The organism is Bacillus sp. Marseille-Q1617 (genome assembly GCF_903645295.1).
Taxonomy (GTDB): Bacteria; Bacillota; Bacilli; order Bacillales; family Bacillaceae_B; genus Rossellomorea.
On the sequence record NZ_CAHJXM010000002.1, the window covers coordinates 288127 to 310192 of the forward strand.

15 protein-coding genes and 1 riboswitch are annotated in these 22066 nt (G+C 49.0%); of the genes, 13 read left to right on the forward strand and 2 right to left on the reverse strand.

Annotated elements, in window-relative coordinates; all coding sequences use genetic code 11:
* Position 1: 1 nt before the first annotated feature.
* Both uvsE and cls read right to left on the reverse strand, forming a co-directional pair.
* A complete protein-coding gene (gene uvsE, locus HWX64_RS13010) occupies positions 2-955 on the reverse strand; it encodes a UV DNA damage repair endonuclease UvsE (protein ID WP_175989983.1) in 954 nt (317 codons plus the stop codon).
* 13 nt (positions 956-968) lie between these two features.
* Positions 969-2174 carry a cardiolipin synthase gene (gene cls / locus HWX64_RS13015; RefSeq protein ID WP_175989984.1) on the reverse strand — a complete coding sequence of 402 codons (1206 nt, stop codon included), beginning with the start codon at positions 2172-2174 and terminating at the stop codon, positions 969-971.
* 473 nt (positions 2175-2647) lie between these two features.
* Here cls and HWX64_RS13020 point away from each other — a divergent pair, with 473 nt between their 5' ends.
* The 13 genes from HWX64_RS13020 to HWX64_RS13080 all read left to right on the forward strand — a co-directional run bounded on the left by HWX64_RS13020 (position 2648) and on the right by HWX64_RS13080 (position 22054).
* Complete coding sequence (locus HWX64_RS13020) at positions 2648-4762, forward strand: 4Fe-4S dicluster domain-containing protein (RefSeq protein WP_175989985.1); 2115 nt, start codon at positions 2648-2650, stop codon at positions 4760-4762.
* A gap of 385 nt (positions 4763-5147) precedes the next feature.
* Entirely contained in the window at positions 5148-6335 is a 1188-nt protein-coding gene (locus tag HWX64_RS13025; RefSeq protein ID WP_175989986.1) for an acetyl-CoA C-acetyltransferase, read from the forward strand.
* A 516-nt stretch (positions 6336-6851) separates the two neighbouring features.
* Positions 6852-7703 (forward strand): 3-hydroxybutyryl-CoA dehydrogenase, encoded by an 852-nt coding sequence (locus HWX64_RS13030; RefSeq protein WP_175989987.1) that lies wholly within the window; start codon positions 6852-6854, stop codon positions 7701-7703.
* A gap of 45 nt (positions 7704-7748) precedes the next feature.
* Positions 7749-8885, forward strand: coding sequence for an acyl-CoA dehydrogenase (locus HWX64_RS13035; RefSeq protein WP_175989988.1), 1137 nt, complete (start codon positions 7749-7751; stop codon positions 8883-8885).
* A 324-nt stretch (positions 8886-9209) separates the two neighbouring features.
* Entirely contained in the window at positions 9210-10349 is a 1140-nt protein-coding gene (locus HWX64_RS13040; RefSeq protein WP_175989989.1) for an acyl-CoA dehydrogenase, read from the forward strand.
* Positions 10350-10521: 172 nt separating this feature from the next.
* Entirely contained in the window at positions 10522-11175 is a 654-nt protein-coding gene (locus HWX64_RS13045; RefSeq protein WP_254871148.1) for a TetR/AcrR family transcriptional regulator, read from the forward strand.
* On the forward strand, positions 11172-14438 hold the full coding sequence (gene icmF, locus HWX64_RS13050; RefSeq protein WP_175989990.1) for a fused isobutyryl-CoA mutase/GTPase IcmF: 3267 nt from the start codon (positions 11172-11174) through the stop codon (positions 14436-14438). The genes HWX64_RS13045 and icmF overlap by 4 nt, the downstream gene beginning before the upstream one ends.
* Positions 14439-14730: 292 nt before the next feature.
* Positions 14731-14925, forward strand: a complete 195-nt coding sequence (locus tag HWX64_RS13055; protein WP_175989742.1) for a hypothetical protein — start codon at positions 14731-14733, stop codon at positions 14923-14925.
* A gap of 159 nt (positions 14926-15084) precedes the next feature.
* Positions 15085-15672 (forward strand): DNA-directed RNA polymerase subunit delta, encoded by a 588-nt coding sequence (rpoE, locus tag HWX64_RS13060; RefSeq protein WP_175989991.1) that lies wholly within the window; start codon positions 15085-15087, stop codon positions 15670-15672.
* Between the two features lie 384 nt (positions 15673-16056).
* Positions 16057-17664 carry a CTP synthase gene (locus HWX64_RS13065; RefSeq protein WP_175989992.1) on the forward strand — a complete coding sequence of 536 codons (1608 nt, stop codon included), beginning with the start codon at positions 16057-16059 and terminating at the stop codon, positions 17662-17664.
* Positions 17665-18191: 527 nt separating this feature from the next.
* A riboswitch (SAM riboswitch) is annotated at positions 18192-18298 on the forward strand.
* Between the two features lie 165 nt (positions 18299-18463).
* Positions 18464-19549 carry a sugar ABC transporter substrate-binding protein gene (locus tag HWX64_RS13070; RefSeq protein ID WP_175989993.1) on the forward strand — a complete coding sequence of 362 codons (1086 nt, stop codon included), beginning with the start codon at positions 18464-18466 and terminating at the stop codon, positions 19547-19549.
* 14 nt (positions 19550-19563) lie between these two features.
* Positions 19564-21096 carry a sugar ABC transporter ATP-binding protein gene (locus HWX64_RS13075; protein WP_175989994.1) on the forward strand — a complete coding sequence of 511 codons (1533 nt, stop codon included), beginning with the start codon at positions 19564-19566 and terminating at the stop codon, positions 21094-21096.
* Complete coding sequence (locus tag HWX64_RS13080; protein ID WP_175989995.1) at positions 21065-22054, forward strand: ABC transporter permease; 990 nt, start codon at positions 21065-21067, stop codon at positions 22052-22054. The genes HWX64_RS13075 and HWX64_RS13080 overlap by 32 nt, the downstream gene beginning before the upstream one ends.
* The last annotated feature ends 12 nt before the right edge of the window (positions 22055-22066 follow it).

The following is a 22066-nucleotide window of genomic DNA, read 5'->3' on the forward strand; positions in this document are numbered from 1 at the left end:
ATCAATACTCCAGCACACCGCCGCTGATCCGCTTGACACCGCGGATGGAAGCGAGGTCTTCGGTCAGTTTCAGCATGGCAAGGTCCTTGTCCTTCGCTTCGATCATGAAGTCGACATCCTGGCCGAATTTCTTCAGTGTTTTAAAAAAGGGTTTCACAAAATCCGGGTCCACATAATCGGCATGGGATCGAAAGGCTTTTTCGGATTTTGGGGAAGAGATATGTATTTTGGGCACAAGATCCCGCCTGTCCCATGTCTTAAAGATGTCCTCAAGATATGTTTCAAGAAGCTCGCTGCTGAGGTTCGCTTCATGATGGTGGATATCAAGCACCATCGGAATATCTTCCTTTTGACAGGCGGCAAGCGTCTCCTCCACATTGTACGTCTTGTCGTCGTTCTCGAGCGTCATGATTTCCTTCACCTCGGGCGGGATCGAATTTAGGTTCTCGTGAAACCTCCCGAGCGCTCCTTTTTTATCCCCGTAGGTCCCGCCGATATGAATATTGATCACCGACTCCTTTTCGACTCCCATGTACTCAAGCATCCGGTAATGATACACCAAGTCCTTCACCGCATTGTCGGTGACATGCTGCTTCGGGCTTGTGAACAACGTGAATTGATTCGGATGAAAACTCGCCCGGATCCCGAACGATTTGATGAGATCCCCGAGCTCCTTCCATTCATTTTTAAAAGGGGAGTAGAAATCCCACTCGACATCCGGGTGCGTCGCCAATGGGACGAGTGAGCTTGAAAGTCTGTACAGCTCAATCTCATGGGCTCGACAATAATAAAGAATCCGTTTCGTATGCTCCAGATTCATCCTCGTCACTTCAATGAGCTTCTCCATGCGCTCCTCGTGAGGCAGCTCGGTGAACCGTCTGTAAGTCATCGTTTTGGAGGGACTTGAATCCCACAAGGCAAGGGAATTTGCCACAAATCCCAGTCTCACTTTCATGCTGCAGCCCTCCCTAAAGCAGAATGGAAATCGCCGAAGCGACCTTCTCCTTAAATTTTGTAAAGAAAGATACAGACTCCAAATCACTGGCAGTCAATCGATCGGATGCCTGTATGTCTTTATCGATTTCTTTTTTTACTATTTCAATAAAATGTTTATCATAGATCAGATTATTAAGCTCAAGATTGAGGAAAAAGCTCCGCTGATCGAAGTTCGCTGTTCCTATATCACAAATGTGATCATCGACCATCATGATCTTTCCGTGATAAAAACCGTTCATATATTGATACACCAACGCCCCTTTTGCAAGAAGCGGCCTGAAATAGGGAAAGGCCGCTTCCTTCACCAGGGCATGGTCCGCCTGATCCGGCACGATGATCGTCAGTTTAACGCCCCGGTCGAGCGCATTCATCAGTTTGTCCATCAAGTGACTGGTCGGAATGAAGTAAGGAGAACCGATGAAGATGGATTCTTCCGCTTCCTCGATGAACTCCCCGAAAAACTGCTCGATGTTGACACCCTCGGTAGGGAAAATCCGATGCTTCATACTCCCTTTTTCGGAAGAGGGAAAGTAAAGCGAATCGTTTTTTAAATCCTGCTGCGTCGCACGGTGCCAGTCGATAATAAATTCAGATTGAAGGTCGAGGACCCCTTCCCCTTCCATTCTCATATGATAATCTCTCCAAGGGGACAGCTCCGGCTTATCATTTTCATCGATGTATTCCTTCCCGACATTGTATCCTCCAAGATAACCGATTTTCCCATCAATCACGGTGATTTTCCGGTGATTTCGCTGCTGGGAGGAAAAGAATAGGTAAGGGAATTTCACTTTCTGGGCGTAAGCGACTTCTACACCTACCGTCTTCAGCATATGCACTTTATACCTTGGCACCTGCAGACTTCCGATTTGATCCATAAGCAGCCGGACTTTCACGCCCTGTTTGGCCTTTTCCTTCAGAAGGTCCATGAAACGGTAGCCAAGATGATCATTTTGAACAATATAAAACAGAATATGAATAGAAGATTCCGCATTTTTGATATCCGTAAACATTTTATCGAACAATTCAGGTCCACGGGAAATCAACGTTATATCACTATAACGATCCTCGTATGTTCGTCTGGTACGGGTACGAATGAACTTACTTCGTCCCAGCTTGAAATCAACCACGATCCAGGCAATCAAAAATCCAATTATTAACAGTGTGTAAACCAACCACATTCGTATCACTCTCTCATCGTCAATAGGCTTAGTATGTCCGGTAACTTGTATTGTGTTCCATAATTTTTTATTCCCTGTAACAATAAGACTCGAAACCTTTTCTTCATACTTTTCGACTATGGAAGAAAAAGGGGCTTATGAATCATTCCTAAAATGAATGAGTTGTTTCGAGATTTAAGTCGTTCCAGCGGTTGATTGGAGTCAGGACGAAGACTCCCGCGGGAAGAGTAGCTAATGTGAGACGTGTCTAGCTACGGGGCTTAGAGGCTCACGGGCCGCCCGCGGAAAGCGTAATCCTGCACGGAAATCATTTGCGGTGATCAGAGAAGTTTCTTTTAAAAAAATCGTTGACTGAATGCTCATTCATTATATAATGGACATAAGGACATTTTTCTGAATATTAATTTGGTTTGTAAAAGTTTGAACAAAGGGGGAAGTTCATTTACGAACCGAAAAAGGGGGAGAGACTTGAGATGAATATATTACTCATTCTCAATTGGATTGCGTTCATTTTTGTAACCGTTTACGCAGTGAGTCTGTTTGTGTATGTGGTCAAAACAAGAATTGAATATATCAAACTTGGTAATAAAGTCGAATTTGATAAACGATTCAAAGAACGCTTCGAAAAAATCATGGTCAATGTTTTCGGACAGAAAAAGCTCTTGAAGGATAAGAAAAGTGGAGCGATCCACGTCATGTTCTTCTATGGCTTTATTTTAGTACAATTCGGGGCGATCGACTTCATCATCAAAGGACTCGCACCGGGAAGCCACCTGCCGCTTGGACCGTTGTATCCAGGCTTCACGTTCTTCCAGGAACTCGTCACACTGATGATCCTCGTCGCTGTCGTGTGGGCGTTCCACCGACGTTACGTTGAAAAGCTCGTCCGTTTAAAAAGAGGCTTCAAATCAGGACTCGTTCTTTTATTCATCGGGGGCTTGATGCTTTCCGTCCTGGTCGGAAACGGGATGAGCCTGATCTGGCATGGCGAAGAGCTTGCCTGGACTGAGCCGGTCGCGTCACTGATTGCAGGAGCACTCGGTGCCATCGGTGAAACGGCATCCATCGTGATTTTCTACATCGCATGGTGGATCCACTTGATTTTCTTACTTGCTTTCTTGGTGTACGTGCCGCAGTCAAAGCACGCCCACTTGATCGCAGGACCAGCCAATGTGTTTTTTAACCGTTTAGACAACCCTGGAAAACTGAAGCCGATCGACTTTGAAGACGAAACGGCAGAAAGCTTCGGGGTAGGAAAAATAGAAGAATTCAACCAGCACCAGATGATCGATTTCTACGCCTGTGTGGAATGCGGACGCTGTACGAATATGTGTCCGGCAACCGGTACAGGGAAAATGCTTTCGCCGATGGATCTGATTGTGAAGCTGCGTGACCACCTGACGAATCATGGTGCAGCCGTTACGCAAAAGAAACCATGGGTGCCTACATTTGCTTTCAACGGGACGAAAGGAAACCAGCTTGCGATGGCAGGTGCGACACAGGCAGCTGAAGAAGCGGCTGCCGGTGCAGCATACAGCCCATCCCTGATTGGGGACGTCATCACGGAAGAGGAAATCTGGGCGTGTACAACATGCCGTAACTGTGAAGACCAATGTCCGGTCATGAATGAGCACGTCGATAAAATCATCGACCTTCGCCGTTATCTGGTACTGACAGAAGGAAAAATGGATGCCGATGCCCAGCGCGCAATGCAAAACATCGAGCGCCAGGGAAATCCATGGGGCCTTAACCGAAAAGAACGTGAAAACTGGCGTGAAGCGAGAGAAGACGTTCACATCCCGACGGTGAAAGAAATGAAAAAAGCCGGGGAAGACTTCGAATACTTATTCTGGGTCGGATCCATGGGTTCATTTGATAACCGAAGCCAAAAAATCGCGCTTTCGTTTGCGAAGCTTCTGAATGAAGCAGGCGTGAAGTTCGCGATCCTTGGGAACAAGGAGAAAAACTCCGGTGACACACCTCGCCGCCTGGGTAACGAGTTCTTATTCCAGGAGCTTGCGACGAACAACATCGCCGAGTTCGAAAAGCATGAAATAAAGAAAATCATCACGATCGACCCGCATGCGTATAACATTTTCAAAAATGAATATCCTGACTTCGGCTTGGAAGCAGAGGTCTATCACCATACAGAGCTTCTGTATGACCTGGTGAAGGAAGGCCGATTGAAGCCTCAGTATGAAGTCAACGAAACGATCACGTTCCATGATTCCTGCTACCTGGGCCGTTACAACGAAGTATACGATCCGCCGCGTGAAATCCTTAAAGCGATTTCCGGCGTGAAACTCGTTGAAATGGAACGTAACCGCGAAAAGGGAATGTGCTGTGGAGCCGGCGGGGGACTCATGTGGATGGAAGAAGACACAGGCCACCGCGTCAACGTCTCACGTACAGAACAGGCACTTGCTGTCAGCCCGTCCGTCATCAGCTCAGGCTGTCCTTACTGCCTGACGATGCTATCAGATGGAACGAAAGCCAAGGAAGTCGAAGAAAACGTCTCAACACTCGACGTTGCCGAGCTTCTTGAAAAAGCAGTCTGCGGTGACCGGAAGGATGAGGTAGTGGCTTAAGCCCTGCATCTACTCAACGTTATCTGTAAAAGGAGTGAAACAACATAATACTCATTATGGCGTTTCACTCCTATTTATTTTTCTAGAATAGTAATTTAAATGAAAAATAAAAACTTTCTAAAAAATCATTACGTTTTACACAATTTTGAAGTACAATGGAAGTAGTGAAGGGACGGAATCTGTCCCTTCCTCTTTTGGGATTTGGTCGAGCGAGCGTTCAGTCGCAATAGCAGAAGCGGCTCTTACATGCAGATCAGCCACAATAAAATACAGCAACCGGGACACTTTCCCGGAGCACTGAAGAACAACCTGATACTTACTGGATTTTTTGAAAGCGTATACAAAAATATGATTCTCAAACTGAACAATAAGGAGAGGGATTTACATGGGAAAAACGGTTATTTTAGATGGGGCCAGAACTCCTTTCGGTAAGTTTGGAGGCGGATTGAGCAGTTTTACAGCTTCCGAGCTTGGCGGATTTGCCGTGAAGGAAGCATTGAATAGAGCGGGGGTCAGCGGTGAAGACATCGATGAAGTGATCCTCGGTTCCGTCCTGCAGGGAGGACAGGGACAGATCCCTTCCCGCCAGGCATCGCGTCACGCAGGCCTGCCTTGGAATGTGAAGACGGAAACGATCAATAAAGTGTGTGCATCCGGGATGAGAAGTGTGACGATGGCCGATCAGATCATCCGCGCCGGGGACGGGGAAGTAATCGTTGCCGGAGGAATGGAATCGATGTCGAATGCGCCATATATTCTGCCTAAAGCACGCTGGGGATTCAAAATGGGTGACTCAAGTGTGAAGGATCTGATGGTTCACGACGGTCTGACATGCAGCTTCAACAACGTTCACATGGGGACGTACGGAAACGCTACAGCGAAGGAATTCGAACTAACAAGGGAAGACCAGGATCGCTGGGCATTAAGAAGCCATGAACTTGCGGTGAAGGCGACTGAGGATGGGAAGCTTGGCGAGGAAATCGTGCCGGTGGAAGTGCCGCAGCGCAAAGGTGATCCAGTGGTTGTCGATCGTGACGAAGCACCTCGTAAGGATACTTCCAGTGAAGTACTGGCTAAATTAGGTCCGGTATTCGGTTCAGACGGAACGATCACGGCAGGTAACGCACCGGGGGTCAATGACGGAGCGGCAGCGATGATCCTGATGAGTGAGGAACGTGCTGAAAAAGAAGGCAAAAAACCATTGGCGACGATCCTGGGTCATACGGCAATTGCAGTGGAAGCAAAGGACTTCCCGCAGACGCCTGGACTTGTCATCAACGAGCTATTAAAGAAAACAGGTAAATCACTAGAAGAAATCGACCTATTCGAAATAAACGAAGCATTCGCGGCAGTGGCATTGACAAGCGGCAAGATTGCCGGTCTCGATCCTGAAAAAATCAACGTAAACGGCGGCGCTGTTGCCCTCGGCCACCCGATCGGGGCAAGCGGAGCACGCATCATCCTGACACTTGCTTACGAACTGAAACGCCGCGGCGGCGGAATCGGAATTGCGTCCATCTGTTCCGGTGGCGGCCAGGGAGATGCGGTTATGATTGAGGTGCCGAAGCAGTAGGCTGCGGATTTTGGAATGGTAGATTGGTAGAGTTTTAAGTTAGAGTTGGGTGCCTGGCTCGATTTGGTGGTTTTGAGCCAGGTTCAAATGAAGTGTTTTGAGCCAGGCTCAAACCGGGTCATCTGAGCCAGGCACCTTATGGAGTTTAGCGGTGCCAGGAACAAACGAGCCATGTTGTGCCAGGAACAATCGATGCACTTTGTGCCAGGCACAAATCAAGCAACCTTAGCCAGGCACCGCACCGGGCTCGCCGGTGTACCAGGTACAAAAGGCAGCCAGTGTACCTGGTACAAATCAACGGGCCTGGACCAGGTACACAAATTCGAAATTTCAAATTTATCCAGCAGTTGGTTGGAGTGGAAGACGAAGACTCCTGCGGGAAGAGTAGCTGATGTGAGACCCCGCAGGAACGAAGTGACGAGGAGGCTCACGGGCTACCCGCGGAAAGCGAAGTCTTCCACGGAAACCAACTGCGGTATAGAGGGACCATTTTTCAATCAAAGGGGAGAACAAACAATGAACATAAAAAAAGTCATGGTCATCGGAGCCGGACAAATGGGCTCGGGGATTGCCCAGGTATGTGCACAGGCAGGATTTGAAGTATTTTTAAATGACCTTAAAGAAGAATTCGTCCAAAAAGGAATCGGCGTCATCACCAAGAACCTTTCCCGTTCAGTCGAAAAAGGCAGAATGAGTGAAGGGGACAAAGAAGCGACGCTAAACAGACTGACGGCTTCAACGGATATCAACAACGCGAAAAACGTCGATATCGTCATCGAAGCAGCGGTTGAGAACATGGAAATCAAAACGAAGATCTTCGCTCAGCTGGATGAGATCGCCCCTGAGCATGCAATCCTTGCAACAAATACATCTTCACTTCCAATCACAGAGATTGCAGCGGCTACGAAGCGTCCTGAACAGGTGATTGGGATGCACTTCATGAATCCGGTACCGGTAATGAAGCTTGTTGAAATCATCCGCGGACTTGCGACAACGGATGAGGTGTATCAGGCGATCGAGGATATGACGAAATCACTGAACAAAGTGCCTGTTGAGGTGGAAGACTTCCCGGGATTCGTTTCGAACCGCATCCTGATGCCGATGATCAACGAAGCGGTCTACACGCTGTATGAAGGTGTGGCGAGTAAGGAAGCGATCGATGAAGTGATGAAGCTTGGTATGAATCATCCGATGGGGCCTCTGACGCTGGCTGATTTCATCGGGCTCGACACGTGCCTCTACATCATGGAAACCCTTCACGAAGGCTTCGGTGACGACAAATACCGCCCATGCCCGCTCCTAAGAAAATACGTAAAAGCAGGCTGGCTCGGCAAGAAGACTGGAAGAGGTTTCTACTCTTACGAATAAACAGCGTCTGGAGTAATGCACACGAACATCCGGGAGGGGACAATCATGGAATTACGATTCACGGAAGAACAGCAGATGATGCGCAAGATGGTGCGCGATTTTGCACAAACAGAAATACAGCCTTTTGTGGAAAAGATGGAAGAGGGGCATTTTCCACGTGAGATTTTAAATAAAATGGCGGAGCTCGGCCTGATGGGAATCACGATCCCTGAAAAATACGGCGGCTCCGAGATGGATTTCACATCCTACATCATCGCGATTCACGAACTGTCAAAAGTAAGCGCAACCATCGGGGTAATCCTGTCGGTTCATACTTCGGTGGGAACGAATCCGATCCTATATTTCGGAAATGAAGAACAAAAACAGAAGTACCTTCCAAAGCTTGCTTCTGGTGAGTATTTAGGGGCTTTCTGTTTGACGGAGCCAAGCGCGGGGTCTGATGCGAAGAGCTTGAAGTCAAAAGCGGAAAAGCGCGGCGATCACTATGTACTGAATGGTTCGAAGGTCTTCATCACAAACGGGGGCGAAGCGGATACATATATCGTGTTCGCTGTCACCGATCCTGCAAAGGGAAGCCGCGGGGTATCGGCATTCATCGTCGAAAAGGATACGCCTGGGCTGATCATCGGGAAAGACGAACACAAAATGGGCCTTCACGGCTCAAGAACGGTTCAGCTGACGTTTGAAGATATGAAGGTACCGGCAGAAAACCTTCTTGGTCAAGAAGGGGAAGGCTTTAAGATCGCGATGGCAAACCTGGATGTCGGACGCATAGGTATCGCAGCACAGGCACTGGGAATCGCGGAAGGAGCGTTCGATTACGCAACTGACTATGCGAAAGAACGCGTTCAGTTCGGCAAGCCGATTGCCGCCCAGCAGGGGATCGGGTTCAAGCTGGCCGACATGGCAACCGCCGTTGAAGGTGCGAAACTCTTGGTCTACAGAGCGGCAGACCTTCGCGCCCAAGGCATCTCCTGCGGAAAAGAAGCCTCCATGGCCAAACTTTTCGCCTCCAAAACAGCCGTCGACGTCACAACAGAAGCCATCCAGGTCTACGGAGGCTACGGCTACACCAAAGAATACCCGGTCGAGCGCCTATTCCGAGACGCCAAAGTAACTGAGATCTATGAAGGCACGAGTGAGATTCAGAGAATGGTCATCGGGAAGAATTTATTGGTTTAAGAGGTTTTTAGTGAAACTCAAGAATGAGAAATGGCTGGTTCCAGCGTTGGTTGGAGTGCAAGACGAAGACTCCTATCAGAAAAGCGGAAGGGCTTTGAAGAGAGGCGTGTGGCATAAGACGAATCGGCCTGGAAGGCGTTCTTTGCCTTCTTGGTCGGTTTGGCTTATGACATGTGCCTCTAAGCCCTGCAGCTAGACAGTGAACTCCTTGAAGAAGCCGAGGAGGCTCACGGGCTGCCCGCGGAAAGCGAAGTCTTGCACGGAAACCATAAGCGGTGGTTAAACGGTCCAAAATAGATTCCAACAAAGATGGGAGAAAAAATCATGAATTTTAAATTATCTGAAGAACATGAAATGATTCGCAAGATGGTACGCGATTTTGCCCGCAATGAGGTGGCACCGACTGCTGCGGAGCGCGATGAAGAAGAACGCTTCGATATGGATATTTTCCACAAAATGGCGGAGCTCGGCTTGACCGGGATTCCTTGGCCGGAAGAGTACGGCGGGATCGGAAGCGACTATCTTGCTTACTGCATCGCAGTCGAGGAGCTTTCAAGAGTGTGTGCATCCACGGGTGTAACCCTGTCAGCCCACACGTCTTTAGCGGGATGGCCGGTTTATAAATTCGGTACGGAAGAGCAGAAGCAGAAGTATCTCCGCCCGATGGCGCAAGGGGAGAAAATCGGTGCGTACGGTCTGACTGAGCCGGGTTCGGGTTCGGATGCAGGCGGCATGAAAACGACGGCGCGCTTGGAAGGCGATCACTACGTATTGAACGGCTCCAAGATCTTCATCACGAACGGCGGAATCGCGGATACGTACATCGTGTTTGCATTGACCGATCCATCGTCCCGCCAGCGCGGTACAAGTGCGTTCATCGTGGAGAAGGATTTCGAAGGCTTCTCTGTCGGTAAAAAAGAGAAGAAGCTCGGCATCCGTTCCTCTCCAACGACGGAAATCGTATTTGAAGAGTGCAAAGTGCCTGCAGAAAACCTCCTTGGTAAAGAAGGGGAAGGATTCAAAATTGCGATGATGACACTTGACGGCGGCCGTAACGGAATTGCCGCTCAGGCGGTCGGAATTGCACAAGGGGCGCTTGATGCGTCCATCGACTATGCGAAAGAGCGCGAGCAGTTCGGTAAGCCGATCGCTGCGAATCAGGGGATTTCTTTTAAAATCGCTGACATGGCGACATCCATCGAAGCTTCCCGTCTATTAACCTATCAAGCGGCGTGGCTTGAGTCGGAAGGTCTTCCTTATGGGAAGGAATCTGCGATGTCTAAGCTGATGGCAGGGGATACGGCGATGAAGGTGACGACAGAAGCGGTCCAGATCTTCGGCGGATACGGCTACACGAAGGATTATCCGGTGGAACGCTACATGCGTGATGCGAAGATCACTCAAATCTATGAGGGAACTCAGGAGATCCAGCGTTTGGTTATTTCCCGTATGGTGACGAAATAAATAATAGATTGATTGGAGCGGAAGGCTTGGCCTGAAGCGTAAATCACCACCTAATCTTTGGTGGGTTTAAAGGGGTATGTTTCCATATATAAGCCGCCCGCTTCGTTGGGGGATGAAGCAGGCGGCTCTAAGAGGGGTCAATGGGAGAATGTGATAAAGGCGGTCGGTACGATTGGATAAAAAAAGGGAAGTGCATGCTTCTGTCAAAGATGAACGGTTAGTGGAAAAAAGGCGTGACCAGATGATCCGGGGAGCCGTCTCTCTTTTTAAACAGAAGGGGTTTCACCGCACCACGACGAGAGAGATTGCCAAGGCCGCCGGATTCAGCATCGGAACGCTTTATGAGTATATACGAACAAAGGAAGATGTTTTGTATTTAGTCTGTGACAGCATTTATGAGCAGGTTCGATTGGAGCTTGAGGAGCTCGATATCGGCCAGGGTACGATTGAGAGCCTGAAGATCGGCATTGCCCATTATTTTCAGGTAATGGACCGGATGCAGGATGAGGTTCTCGTCATGTACCAGGAAGCGAAGTCGTTATCGAAGGACGCTTTGCCGTATGTCCTCCGAAAAGAGCTTGAGATGGTGGCGATGGTCGAGAAGCTGATCGTCCGCTGCGTCGAGACGGGGGAGCTTGAGCTTGATGAAAATCAGATCCATATGCTCGCTCAGAATGTATTCGTCCAGGGGCAGATGTGGGGATTCCGCCGCTGGGCACTGCAGAAGAGGTATTCTCTTCAGGAATATATCGATCTTCAAGTCGATCTGCTTTTTGCAGGAATCACAGGTTTTGAAAAACAAAGGAGAACAGGGGGAGTAATATGAGCACGGTTGAAGTTTACAAACCAAAGCACCATGTCCGTTTTGTGACGGCATCGAGCCTTTTTGACGGACATGATGCGTCGATCAACATAATGCGTCGGATTATTCAGGCAAGCGGATCAGAGGTTATTCACTTAGGTCATAACCGCTCCGTGGAAGAAGTGGTGAACGCTGCGATCCAGGAGGACGTACAGGGGATTGCGATTTCCTCCTATCAAGGCGGACACGTGGAATATTTTAAATACATGTATGATCTTTTAAAAGAAAAAGGAGCTTCCCACATCCGTATTTACGGCGGTGGCGGCGGGGTCATCATCCCGCGCGAAATCAAGGAGCTCCATGAATACGGGATCGCCCGCATCTTTTCACCGGAAGACGGCCGCCAGCACGGCCTTCAGGGGATGATCAACCAGATGATCGAGGAATGCGACTTCCCGACGATTGAAGGAAGCGTGAACTCGGAAGTTGAAAAGCTTTCGACTGGCGACGTGAACGCCGTTTCCAAGCTGATCTCACTCGCTGAGTATCAGGTCGGGGCGAATGAAGAGGTGGCCGCGACGGCACAGACGGTTTTCTCTGAGATTAAGACTCTTGCTAAAAAGGTGCCTGTACTCGGGATCACCGGAACCGGGGGCGCAGGGAAAAGTTCACTGACAGATGAACTGATCCGCCGCTTCATCAACGAACTTCCGGAGAAGAAGATTGCGATTCTATCAATCGACCCGACGAAACAGAAGACGGGCGGTGCGCTGCTTGGTGACCGTATCCGCATGAACGCGATCTTCAATCCGCGCGTCTACATGCGCAGCCTTGCTACCCGCGGTTCGAAAACGGAGCTGTCGTTAGCGATCAAGGATGCAATCAATGTAGTGAAAGCGGCCGGCTACGATCTCGTAGTTGTCGAGACGAGCGGAATCGGGCAGGGGGATGCGGAAATCGCTGAAATCTGTGACATGTCCATGTATGTGATGACGAGCGAATTCGGAGCGCCATCACAGCTGGAGAAAATCGATATGATCGATTTTGCCGACCTGATCGTCATCAACAAATTCGAGCGCAAAGGCTCAGAAGACGCACGCCGTCAGGTCCAGAAGCAGTATCAGCGCAGCCATATGCTGTTTGACAAGGACCTTGATGAGATGCCGGTGTACGGAACGATTGCAAGCCAGTTCAACGACCCGGGAACGAATGCGTTATTTGCGGCGATCGTGGAAACAGTGAATGAAAAGATGAAGCTTGACTGGAAAACAAGCTTTGGGAAAAACGTCGATGTTGAAAAACAGAACGTGATCATCCCGAACAACCGCCGTTACTATTTAAGAGAAATCGCGGAGACCGTCCGCAGCTATCATAAACAAGCGGAAGAGCAAGTGAATCTTGCGCGCCGCCTGTTCCAAATCGAAGGTGCGATGGAAGCCCTCCGTGAAAAAGAACAGAATGAAGAAGTCCTCACTTCACTGAACACCTTGAAAGAAGAAGTAGAAAACAAGCTGACAGCGGAATCCAAGGATATCTTGGCAAAATGGGAAAACCTGAAGGATACGTACAGCAAGGACCAATTCGTCACAAAAATCCGCGACAAGGAAATCGTCACCGAGCTGAGTACGAAGAGCTTGTCAGGGCTCAATATTCCTAAGGTGGCCCTGCCTAAGTACAAGGATTACGGGGAAATCCTGAAATGGGTCTACAGGGAAAACGTGCCGGGTTCATTCCCGTACACTGCCGGTGTGTTTCCTTTTAAACGAAAAGGGGAAGATCCGAAGCGCCAGTTCGCGGGTGAAGGGACTCCGGAACGTACGAACCGCCGTTTCCACTACTTGTCGAAGGACGATGATGCGAAGCGTCTGAGCACGGCGTTCGACTCGGTTACATTATATGGGGAAGATCCGGATTACCGTCCGGACATCTACGGTAAAGTCGGGGAAAGCGGTGTGAGCATCTGTACGCTTGATGACATGAAGAAGCTGTATGCTGGCTTCGATTTGTGCGCTCCGTCCACATCGGTTTCGATGACGATTAACGGACCTGCGCCGATCATCCTCGCGATGTACATGAACACGGCGATCGACCAGCAGATCCGTGCGAAGGAAGAAGAGCTTGGCCGCGTGCTGACAGTCGAAGAATATGTGGAAGTGAAGGAACAGACGCTTCAAGTCGTGCGCGGAACCGTTCAGGCCGATATTTTAAAAGAAGATCAAGGCCAGAACACTTGCATCTTCTCGACTGAGTTCGCGCTTCGCATGATGGGTGACATCCAGCAGTACTTCATCGATCATAAAGTGAGAAACTACTATTCTGTCTCGATTTCCGGCTACCACATCGCGGAAGCGGGGGCGAATCCTATTTCGCAGCTTGCGTTCACGCTGGCAAACGGCTTCACCTATGTCGAGTACTATTTAAGCCGCGGAATGGATATCAATAAGTTCGCTCCTAACCTGTCGTTCTTCTTCTCGAACGGACTCGATCCTGAGTATACGGTGATCGGCCGCGTGGCCCGCCGAATCTGGTCGACAGTAATGAGGGATAAGTACGGTGCGGATGAGCGCAGCCAGAAGCTGAAGTATCATATCCAGACGTCCGGCCGCTCGCTGCATGCGCAGGAGATCGATTTCAACGATATCCGTACGACACTACAGGCCTTGATGGCCCTTCAGGATAACTGTAACTCGCTTCACACCAATGCCTATGATGAAGCGATCACGACGCCGACGGAAGAATCCGTCCGCCGTGCGATGGCGATCCAGATGATCATCACGAAAGAACACGGTCTTTCTAAAAATGAAAATCCGCTTCAAGGATCTTTCATCGTGGAAGAATTGACGGATCTCGTGGAAGAAATGGTGCTCACTGAGTTCGACCGCCTGAATGACCGCGGTGGTGTGCTCGGTTCCATGGAAACCCAGTATCAGCGCGGCAAGATCCAGGAAGAATCCATGTATTATGAAATGAAGAAACATAACGGTGAACTTCCGATCGTCGGGGTGAACACGTATCTGAATCCGAATCCTCCATCTGAAGAACAGATGGACAGCATGGAACTGGCGCGTGCGACGAAGGAAGAAAAAGAAACGCAGATCAAGAACCTTCGCGACTTCCAGGCGAGAAACGAAAGTGATATCGAAGAAGCGCTTCAGCGCCTGAAAAAAGCGGCAGTCGACGGAGGCAACATCTTCGAAGAGCTGATGGAAACCGTCAAAATCGCAAGCCTGGGACAGATCACAAGAGCCCTATACGAAGTCGGCGGCCAGTACCGCCGGAATATGTAATAGATTAAGAAGAAAGAAGACTGCTGTCGTACCGGACGGCAGTCTTTTTTCAAAATTGCGGGTTTGATGAAGGCCCGTCCCAGCACGCGTTAACGCGCTAAAAGCCCGTCCCTCACTATGCTAAAGGATTTTCTGGTGGGTTGGATGATTAAAGTTTGGGGAATCGGTCCATGCTGAATATACAGAAAAGTTACAATTCTTTACGCTGCAATCATAGATGATGGTGTGGTTTTGCTATATAATGGGTATTGGATGAATAGACCCTGAGACGATTTATACTGGATGTGAAACTGTGAGGACATTTTTGCGTTATGCGCTTATGGCGGTCGGTATTTATGGGGCTCTTGTTTTGTATCACTTTCAGCTGGGGGCGATCCCGTTCCTTCTCCTGTCCTTCTACTTTTTTTATGAAGCGTATAAGGTGATCCGGTACGGTGACAGGGAGGAAAGTGAAGAGAGCAGCAGCCTTCTGAATTCACAAAAATAAAAAAATGATAGAAATGACAGATAAAGATAGCATAAAGTCTCTTATATTGTTTATAATGGGTAATATGCTTAAAATGATAATGGCAGGATTGTGCCATTTTTTAAAGTGCTTTAGTGACTCTCTCAGTAGAGTGTGAAATAGAGAAAGGAAGTGCGTGAAGTGAGTCTAAAACAGTTATCGAAGGAAGAATTGCGACAAACATCTTTTATTGAATTGGCACACGAGATCATGACGGAAAAGAAGCAAGCCATAACATTTCAAGAAGTGTTGAACGAAATTACAAGTCTACTTGAAATCTCTGAATCAGAGGCTAAGAGCCGCATGGTTCAATTTTATACAGATCTTAACATCGACGGACGATTCATTGCGCTTGGCGAAAACCGCTGGGGTCTCCGCGAATGGTATCCGGTTGATCAAATCGAAGAAGAAACCGTACCTACGATGAAATCTACCAAAAAGAAAAAGGCGAAGAAGAAAGTCGACGAAGATCTTGATCTTGACGAGTTCGATGATCTTGATGATGAAGATCTGGATGACGATCTTGATTATGATGATCTTGATGATACAGATGACGAAGATCTGACGGATGATGACGACGATGTGGATGACACGGACGATGATCTGGACGACCTTGATGTCGATGATGACGAAGAAGTCGATGAAGACCTGGAAATCGACGAGTTCGATGAAGTCGATGACGAAGAGGAAGAAGAATCAGATGAAGAAGATGAGGATGAAAAGCTTTAATTTTTCTGTGAATTAGGAAGATTTGCCTGACTCCATTCTATGCTTGACTTCTTTCTTGCAGGAAGGTAGTATTTTATTTGGGCTCCTTAAAAAAGGACGGATAGAGTATTCAGCGCTCCCCTTACCATTTGGTAAGAGGGGCGTTTTTTATTTTTTACAGGACAGCCTGTGCTTGGGATGCAGGCTGATTCACGTTTTCTCTACCCCTTACAACTTACCAATATTCATAAATAAGAGGCTGTCTTTTAGCTGATTTTTGCCCATGATTTTATTTTGCGGGAATGGACTTCTCCTTCTTTGAACAAGATAACTTCATGACAAGGATACATAGGAGACACCCTCTACTTTTTTTGAACCAACTCATATTAAAAGGGGGACATATACATGACTAAGTATATTTTCGTAACAGGCGGCGTTGTGTCGTCACTTGGAAAAGGGATCACAGCAGCGTCCCTTGGAAGACTATTAAAAAACCGCGGAGTTTCGGTGACGATCCAGAAATTCGATCCGTACATCAACGTGGACCCGGGAACGATGAGCCCGTATCAGCATGGAGAAGTATTCGTAACGGATGACGGTGCGGAAACAGATCTTGATTTAGGTCACTATGAGCGTTTCGTAGACATCAACCTGACAAAATACAGCTCCGTGACGACTGGGAAAATCTATTCCACGGTCCTGAAAAAAGAGCGCCGCGGTGATTACTTGGGCGGAACGGTTCAGGTCATCCCGCATATCACAAATGAAATCAAAGAACGCGTATACCGCGCAGGCAAAGAAACAAATTCAGACGTCGTCATCACGGAAATAGGCGGAACGGTAGGGGATATCGAGTCTCTTCCATTCCTTGAAGCAATCCGTCAAATCAAGAGTGACGTAGGCCGTGACAACGTGATGTACATCCACTGTACGTTAGTTCCTTACATCAAAGCTGCCGGTGAAATGAAAACGAAGCCGACCCAGCACAGTGTAAAAGAGCTTCGCAGCCTTGGTATCCAGCCGAATGTCATCGTCGTTCGTACAGAAATGCCGATGACGCAGGATATGAAAGACAAGATCGCCCTGTTCTGTGATATCGATAAAAATGCCGTAATCGAAGCGATGGATGCAGCGACACTGTACTCAGTTCCTCTTTCCCTTCAGGAACAGAAGCTTGATGAAATTACATGCCAGCACCTTAAGCTGAATTGCCGTGAAGCGGAAATGACGGAGTGGAATGAACTCGTCGAGCGTGTAACGAATCTATCACGCAAAACGAAGATCGCACTTGTTGGGAAATATGTTGAACTTCAGGATGCTTATATTTCAGTAGTGGAAGCTCTTCGTCATGCCGGCTATCAGTTCGACAGTGATATCGAAGTCAAGTGGCTGAACTCTGAGCTTGTTGATGCAGGAAATGTTGCTGAAAAACTTGGGGACGTAGACGGAATCCTTGTGCCTGGAGGCTTCGGTGACCGCGGAGTCGAAGGGAAAATCGCAGCGACTCAATATGCCCGTGAAAACAAGATTCCTTTCCTTGGAATCTGCCTTGGCATGCAGCTGGCATCTGTAGAGTATGCGCGCAATGTACTTGGTCTTGAAGGAGCTCACTCAGCTGAGTTGAACCCGGATACGCCTTACCCGATCATTGACCTGCTTCCAGAACAGAAGGACATCGAAGATCTTGGCGGAACGCTTCGCCTCGGTTTATATCCATGTAAACTGACGAAAGGTTCAAAAGCCTATGCAGCGTACGACGGCGAAGTGGTTTACGAGCGTCACCGCCACCGCTTCGAATTCAACAATCACTACCGTGAGCAAATGGAAAAAGCAGGCTTCATCTTCTCAGGTACAAGCCCTGACGGACGCCTTGTGGAGATCATCGAACTTGAAGATCACCCATGGTTCGTGGCATCCCAATTCCACCCGGAATTCACGTCACGCCCGACTCGTCCGCAGCCGCTGTTCAGAGACTTTGTCGAAGCAAGTTTGGCTTTTGGTGAGAAGGAATAAGAGATAGTAGTTGGTTTGGACCGCTTTCCTGGATGGGGGAGCGGTCTTTTTGTGTGGAGGGGGCACGGCGGTGGCTGTCTATTTACGATTGAGTGCAGGGATAAAGTGTGTAGGGAGGTGTAGAGGTTGTCGGATATTGTCGTTAAATCGGTAGATCGCCCTTATATTTGATATTCCGCCCTTAAAATCGAAATCTCGCCCTTATATTTAGAATAACGCCCATAACAATGCAGATTGCGCCCATAAAAATAGGGGCGGCACTTGGTGCAGGTGTAGATTATTCGACAGTTCGAGCATAAGGAGGGAGTTTTCGAGTAAAAGCAACCGAATTTCGAGCATAAAATGGGCAGGTTCGAGCAAAAGCAAGCGGATTTCGAGCATAAAATAGAAATCCCAATCATAAGAAGCTCCCCAATACCCGGGTATGTGTATCTCAAGAAAAAAATAAAAAAGAATATTGACAATTTTTCCACAAATAAGTAAGATATCGATTATACGCATGCGAATAGTAAACAAATTTCATATTTCTCTTATAAAGAGTTGGCAGAGGGACTGGCCCGATGATGCCCGGCAACCTACCGTTTCGACGGAAAGGTGCTAAGACCTGCAGGATTGATTTCCTGAGTGATAAGAGTACGTTTATTGATACATAAACCTCTTTTCTCTCGGGAAAAGAGGTTTTTTGGTGTCCGCGGGAAACTGGTGGATCCCGTTGACGGACCTTGAAAGCGAGCGAGTGCACCGCCCGGATCGAGAGGTCAAATTTTTAAAAAAACATATCACAAGAGGAGAGTCATTTATGAAAAAGCCGTCTTTATTACTTATCATCATCACGCTGGTACTGAGCCTGCTCGCAGCATGCCAGCCGAAGGTTTCCGAGGAATCGAATGCTGAAGCGGGGGCAGTGAAAGGGACATCCGATCACGCGCTTGCAGGCAAGAAAATCGCTTTGATCATGCAGATTAACCTGGGCACGTTTTCTGCCCAATACATTGAGGGTGTGAAAGAGCAGGTCGAGAAGTTCGGAGGGAAGGTACAGGTCTTCACTTCTGATGGGGATCTTTCAAAGATGTCATCGAACCTCGATGCTGCCATCAATCAGAAGTTCGATGGGATCCTGATTGACCATGGAACGAAGGAAGCGCTGCAGTCAGGTGTCGAGAAAGCAAAAGGGCAGGGCATTCCAGTCGTCGTGTTTGATGCGGATGTTGAATCGGATGGTGTGACCGTCCTTGAGCAGGGAGACAGGCAAATGGCAGATCAGACACTTAACGCCCTTTCAGAAGAGTTAGGCGGAAAAGGTGAAATCGTCAAGATCTGGGTAGCGGGGTTCGCCCCGATGGAAAGGCGCCAGACAGCTTATAAAGAGTTCCTTGAAGCGAACCCTGACATCAAGGAAGTGGCGGCTTTCGGCGCCGCGACCCAGAATACGGCACTCGATACGCAGGCCCAGATGGAAGCGATCCTGAAGCAGTATCCGAATAAAGGGGATATCGATGCTGTGTGGGCGGCATGGGATGAATTCGCGAAGGGTGCTGTCCGGGCCATCGAGGCAGCCGGACGGGATGAAATCAAGGTTTACGGGATTGATATGAGCGATGAAGACCTGCAGATCCTCCAGAAAGAAGGAAGTCCGTGGGTGGCATCTGCGGCGGTTGATCCGAAAGACATCGGGCGCGTTCAGGTGCGGTTCCTTTATCAGAAGATTTCTGGAGAAGATACACCTCAGACCGTGAAGCTCGAGCCTGTCTTCATCGAACAGGACCAGCTACCGGATGAACAGATCACAACCGACCAGCTTCACAAGCATGTCGAAGGCTGGGGCGCAAGCGAGCAGGGATACACAGATGAATTGAAGGAGCTTGAAGGCTCTTTCAAAAAATAGAGAGGAGGATGGATATGGCTGCTTTGCTGGAAATGAAAGATATCCATAAAACTTTTTCAGGGGTGAAGGCCCTGGACGCAGCAAGATTCCAGGTGAATGGAGGGGAGGTCCATGCCCTTCTCGGAGCGAACGGGGCAGGAAAGAGTACGCTCATGAAAATCCTTTCCGGGGCTTACACGCCGGACAGCGGCGAAATTCTTCTTCGCTCTGAAAAGAAACGCTATCAAACTCCGAGAGAAGCAAAGCAGCACGGCATCCACTGTGTCTATCAGGAAGTGGATACGGCAATCGTCCATCAGCTTTCGGTTGCGGAAAACATCCTGCTTGACCGCTTATCGGGCGGCGGATCTTTTTTCCTGAATAAAAGGACGCTTGAGAAAGAGGCGGGCGCCGTGCTTCACAGGATCGGGGCAGGTAATCTGTCACTGAGTTCACCTGCTTCCTCACTCAGCCTGGCCGAAAAACAGCTCGTCCTGATCGCGAGGGCGCTGCTTCAGAAAGCGGAAATACTGATTCTCGATGAGCCGACAGCCCCTCTCAGTCTATCGGAAACCGACAGGCTGTTCGAGGTGATGGAAGAGTTAAAGAAAGAAGGGGTAGGGATAGTGTTCATTTCCCACCGTCTGCCCGAGGTGTTCCAGGTGTCCGACCGGATCACGGTGATGAGGGACGGCAGGACGATCGGCATCTATGAAAAAGAGGAGACGACACCTGAGGAAATCGTAGAAAAAATGCTGGGGCGTTCGTTTAAGGAAGAATTCGTAAAGCAGCCTGCTGAAAAAGGAGGGATGCTTTACGAAGTGAAAGGGCTGGATGACGGCGGGAAACTCCGTTCGATCGACCTTCGTGTCAGGGAAGGGGAAGTCGTCGGGATTGTGGGGCTTGTCGGTGCAGGTAAAACAGAACTGGCAAAAGCATTGTTCGGGGCCTCCCCGATAGACGCAGGCTCCTATTTTTTAAAAGAAAAAGAAGTGAAGGTCAAAAGCCCGCGTGACGCTGTTAAGAACGGCATGGCGCTCGTACCGGAAGAGAGAAGGAAAGAGGGACTCTTCATCCATGAATCGGTCCAGCATAATCTCAGCTTTCCTTCATTACGGAATATTTCGAAACGCTTGTGGATCAACTCAACGGCAGAAAAAGAGCTTGCCCGGAACAGGATTGAATCACTCGGCATCTGCACCGCTCATGAAGGGGTCTCTGCAAATGATCTGAGCGGCGGTAATCAGCAGAAAGTGGCCATCGGTAAGTGGCTGACGGATGACGCTTCGCTGTTTTTGTTCGACGAACCGACGAAGGGTGTGGATGTCGGAGCGAAAAAAGAAATTTTTTCCTTAATACAATCCTTGGCACAAGAAGGCAAGGGCATCCTCTACTTTTCCTGTGAAATCCAAGAGATCCTGGCCGTTTCAGACCGGATCCTTGTTATGTATGACGGTCGGATCGTCAAGGAAATGACGGCAGGGGAAGCGACACAAGAAACCATTCTGCTTTATGCATCAGGAGGGACGGCAGCACATGAAGGCAAAGATATTAGACTTACTGTTTAAATACGGAGCCATTGCTTTGATGGCGGTTATTTTGATTTTTTTCAGCTTTTATCATCCATTCTTTTTCACATACGGGAATCTGTCGGATATTTTGAGGTCGATATCGATCGTGACGCTGGTGGCCCTCGGTGTGACCTTCACGCTGGTCGTCGACGGCTTTGATTTGTCCGTCGGCTCGACCGTCTCACTTTCGACGGTGGTGACGGCATCCCTGATGGTGTGGTATGAAGCGCCGTTGTGGCTCGTGCTCCTGATCCCGCTGCTGGTCGGCGCGGGAGTGGGGCTCTTCAATTCCCTCTTGATCGTCAAGCTCGGCATCCCGGATTTATTGGCGACGCTCGGTGCGATGTACATCATTTCAGGGATCCACCGGACCTATACGGAAGGGTACTCCATCTATAACAATATGCCGATGGCAAGCGGCGGAACGGCACCGGGGATATTTTCGGAAGCTTTCTTATGGATCGGGCAGGGCGAGCTGCTGGGTTTGCCGGTGCCTGTCTGGATCATGCTCGTGTTTGTCGGTTTGATGTATGTGATCATGCATTTCACACGTTGGGGACGGATTCTCTATATGACGGGCGGAAATGCGGAAGCATCGCGGTTGTCGGGTGTGAACATCAAGCGCGTGAAGCTTATCGCCTATGTCCTGTCCGGAGTGTTCGCCTCCATCGGCGGGATCCTGTTCACCGCCAGGGTCGGGTCCGGACAGATGGATGCCGGTGCCCCGCTCCTGATGGAAGCGGTGGCCGCCGTGTTCGTCGGTTTCTCCGTGCTCGGCGCGGGAAAACCGAACATCCTCGGCACATTCTTCGGTGCGGCGCTCATCGGCGTCCTCCTCAACGGGCTGACGATGATGAACCTGCCATACTACGCATTCGAAATCATCAAAGGAAGCGTGCTCGTACTGGCATTGGCCGTTACCTATATTCATGCAAAAAAAGTGAAATCAGCATAAAAAAAGCCCGTC

What these genes read in the sequence shown, in the direction of transcription:
- uvsE (WP_175989983.1), bottom strand. Translation starts at nt 955, where the DNA reads ATGAAAGTGAGACTGGGATTTGTGGCAAATTCCCTTGCCTTGTGGGAT.
- cls (WP_175989984.1), bottom strand. Translation starts at nt 2,174, where the DNA reads ATGTGGTTGGTTTACACACTGTTAATAATTGGATTTTTGATTGCCTGG.
- HWX64_RS13020 (WP_175989985.1), top strand. Translation starts at nt 2,648, where the DNA reads ATGAATATATTACTCATTCTCAATTGGATTGCGTTCATTTTTGTAACC.
- HWX64_RS13025 (WP_175989986.1), top strand. Translation starts at nt 5,148, where the DNA reads ATGGGAAAAACGGTTATTTTAGATGGGGCCAGAACTCCTTTCGGTAAG.
- HWX64_RS13030 (WP_175989987.1), top strand. Translation starts at nt 6,852, where the DNA reads ATGAACATAAAAAAAGTCATGGTCATCGGAGCCGGACAAATGGGCTCG.
- HWX64_RS13035 (WP_175989988.1), top strand. Translation starts at nt 7,749, where the DNA reads ATGGAATTACGATTCACGGAAGAACAGCAGATGATGCGCAAGATGGTG.
- HWX64_RS13040 (WP_175989989.1), top strand. Translation starts at nt 9,210, where the DNA reads ATGAATTTTAAATTATCTGAAGAACATGAAATGATTCGCAAGATGGTA.
- icmF (WP_175989990.1), top strand. Translation starts at nt 11,172, where the DNA reads ATGAGCACGGTTGAAGTTTACAAACCAAAGCACCATGTCCGTTTTGTG.
- HWX64_RS13065 (WP_175989992.1), top strand. Translation starts at nt 16,057, where the DNA reads ATGACTAAGTATATTTTCGTAACAGGCGGCGTTGTGTCGTCACTTGGA.
- HWX64_RS13070 (WP_175989993.1), top strand. Translation starts at nt 18,464, where the DNA reads ATGAAAAAGCCGTCTTTATTACTTATCATCATCACGCTGGTACTGAGC.
- HWX64_RS13075 (WP_175989994.1), top strand. Translation starts at nt 19,564, where the DNA reads ATGGCTGCTTTGCTGGAAATGAAAGATATCCATAAAACTTTTTCAGGG.
- HWX64_RS13080 (WP_175989995.1), top strand. Translation starts at nt 21,065, where the DNA reads ATGAAGGCAAAGATATTAGACTTACTGTTTAAATACGGAGCCATTGCT.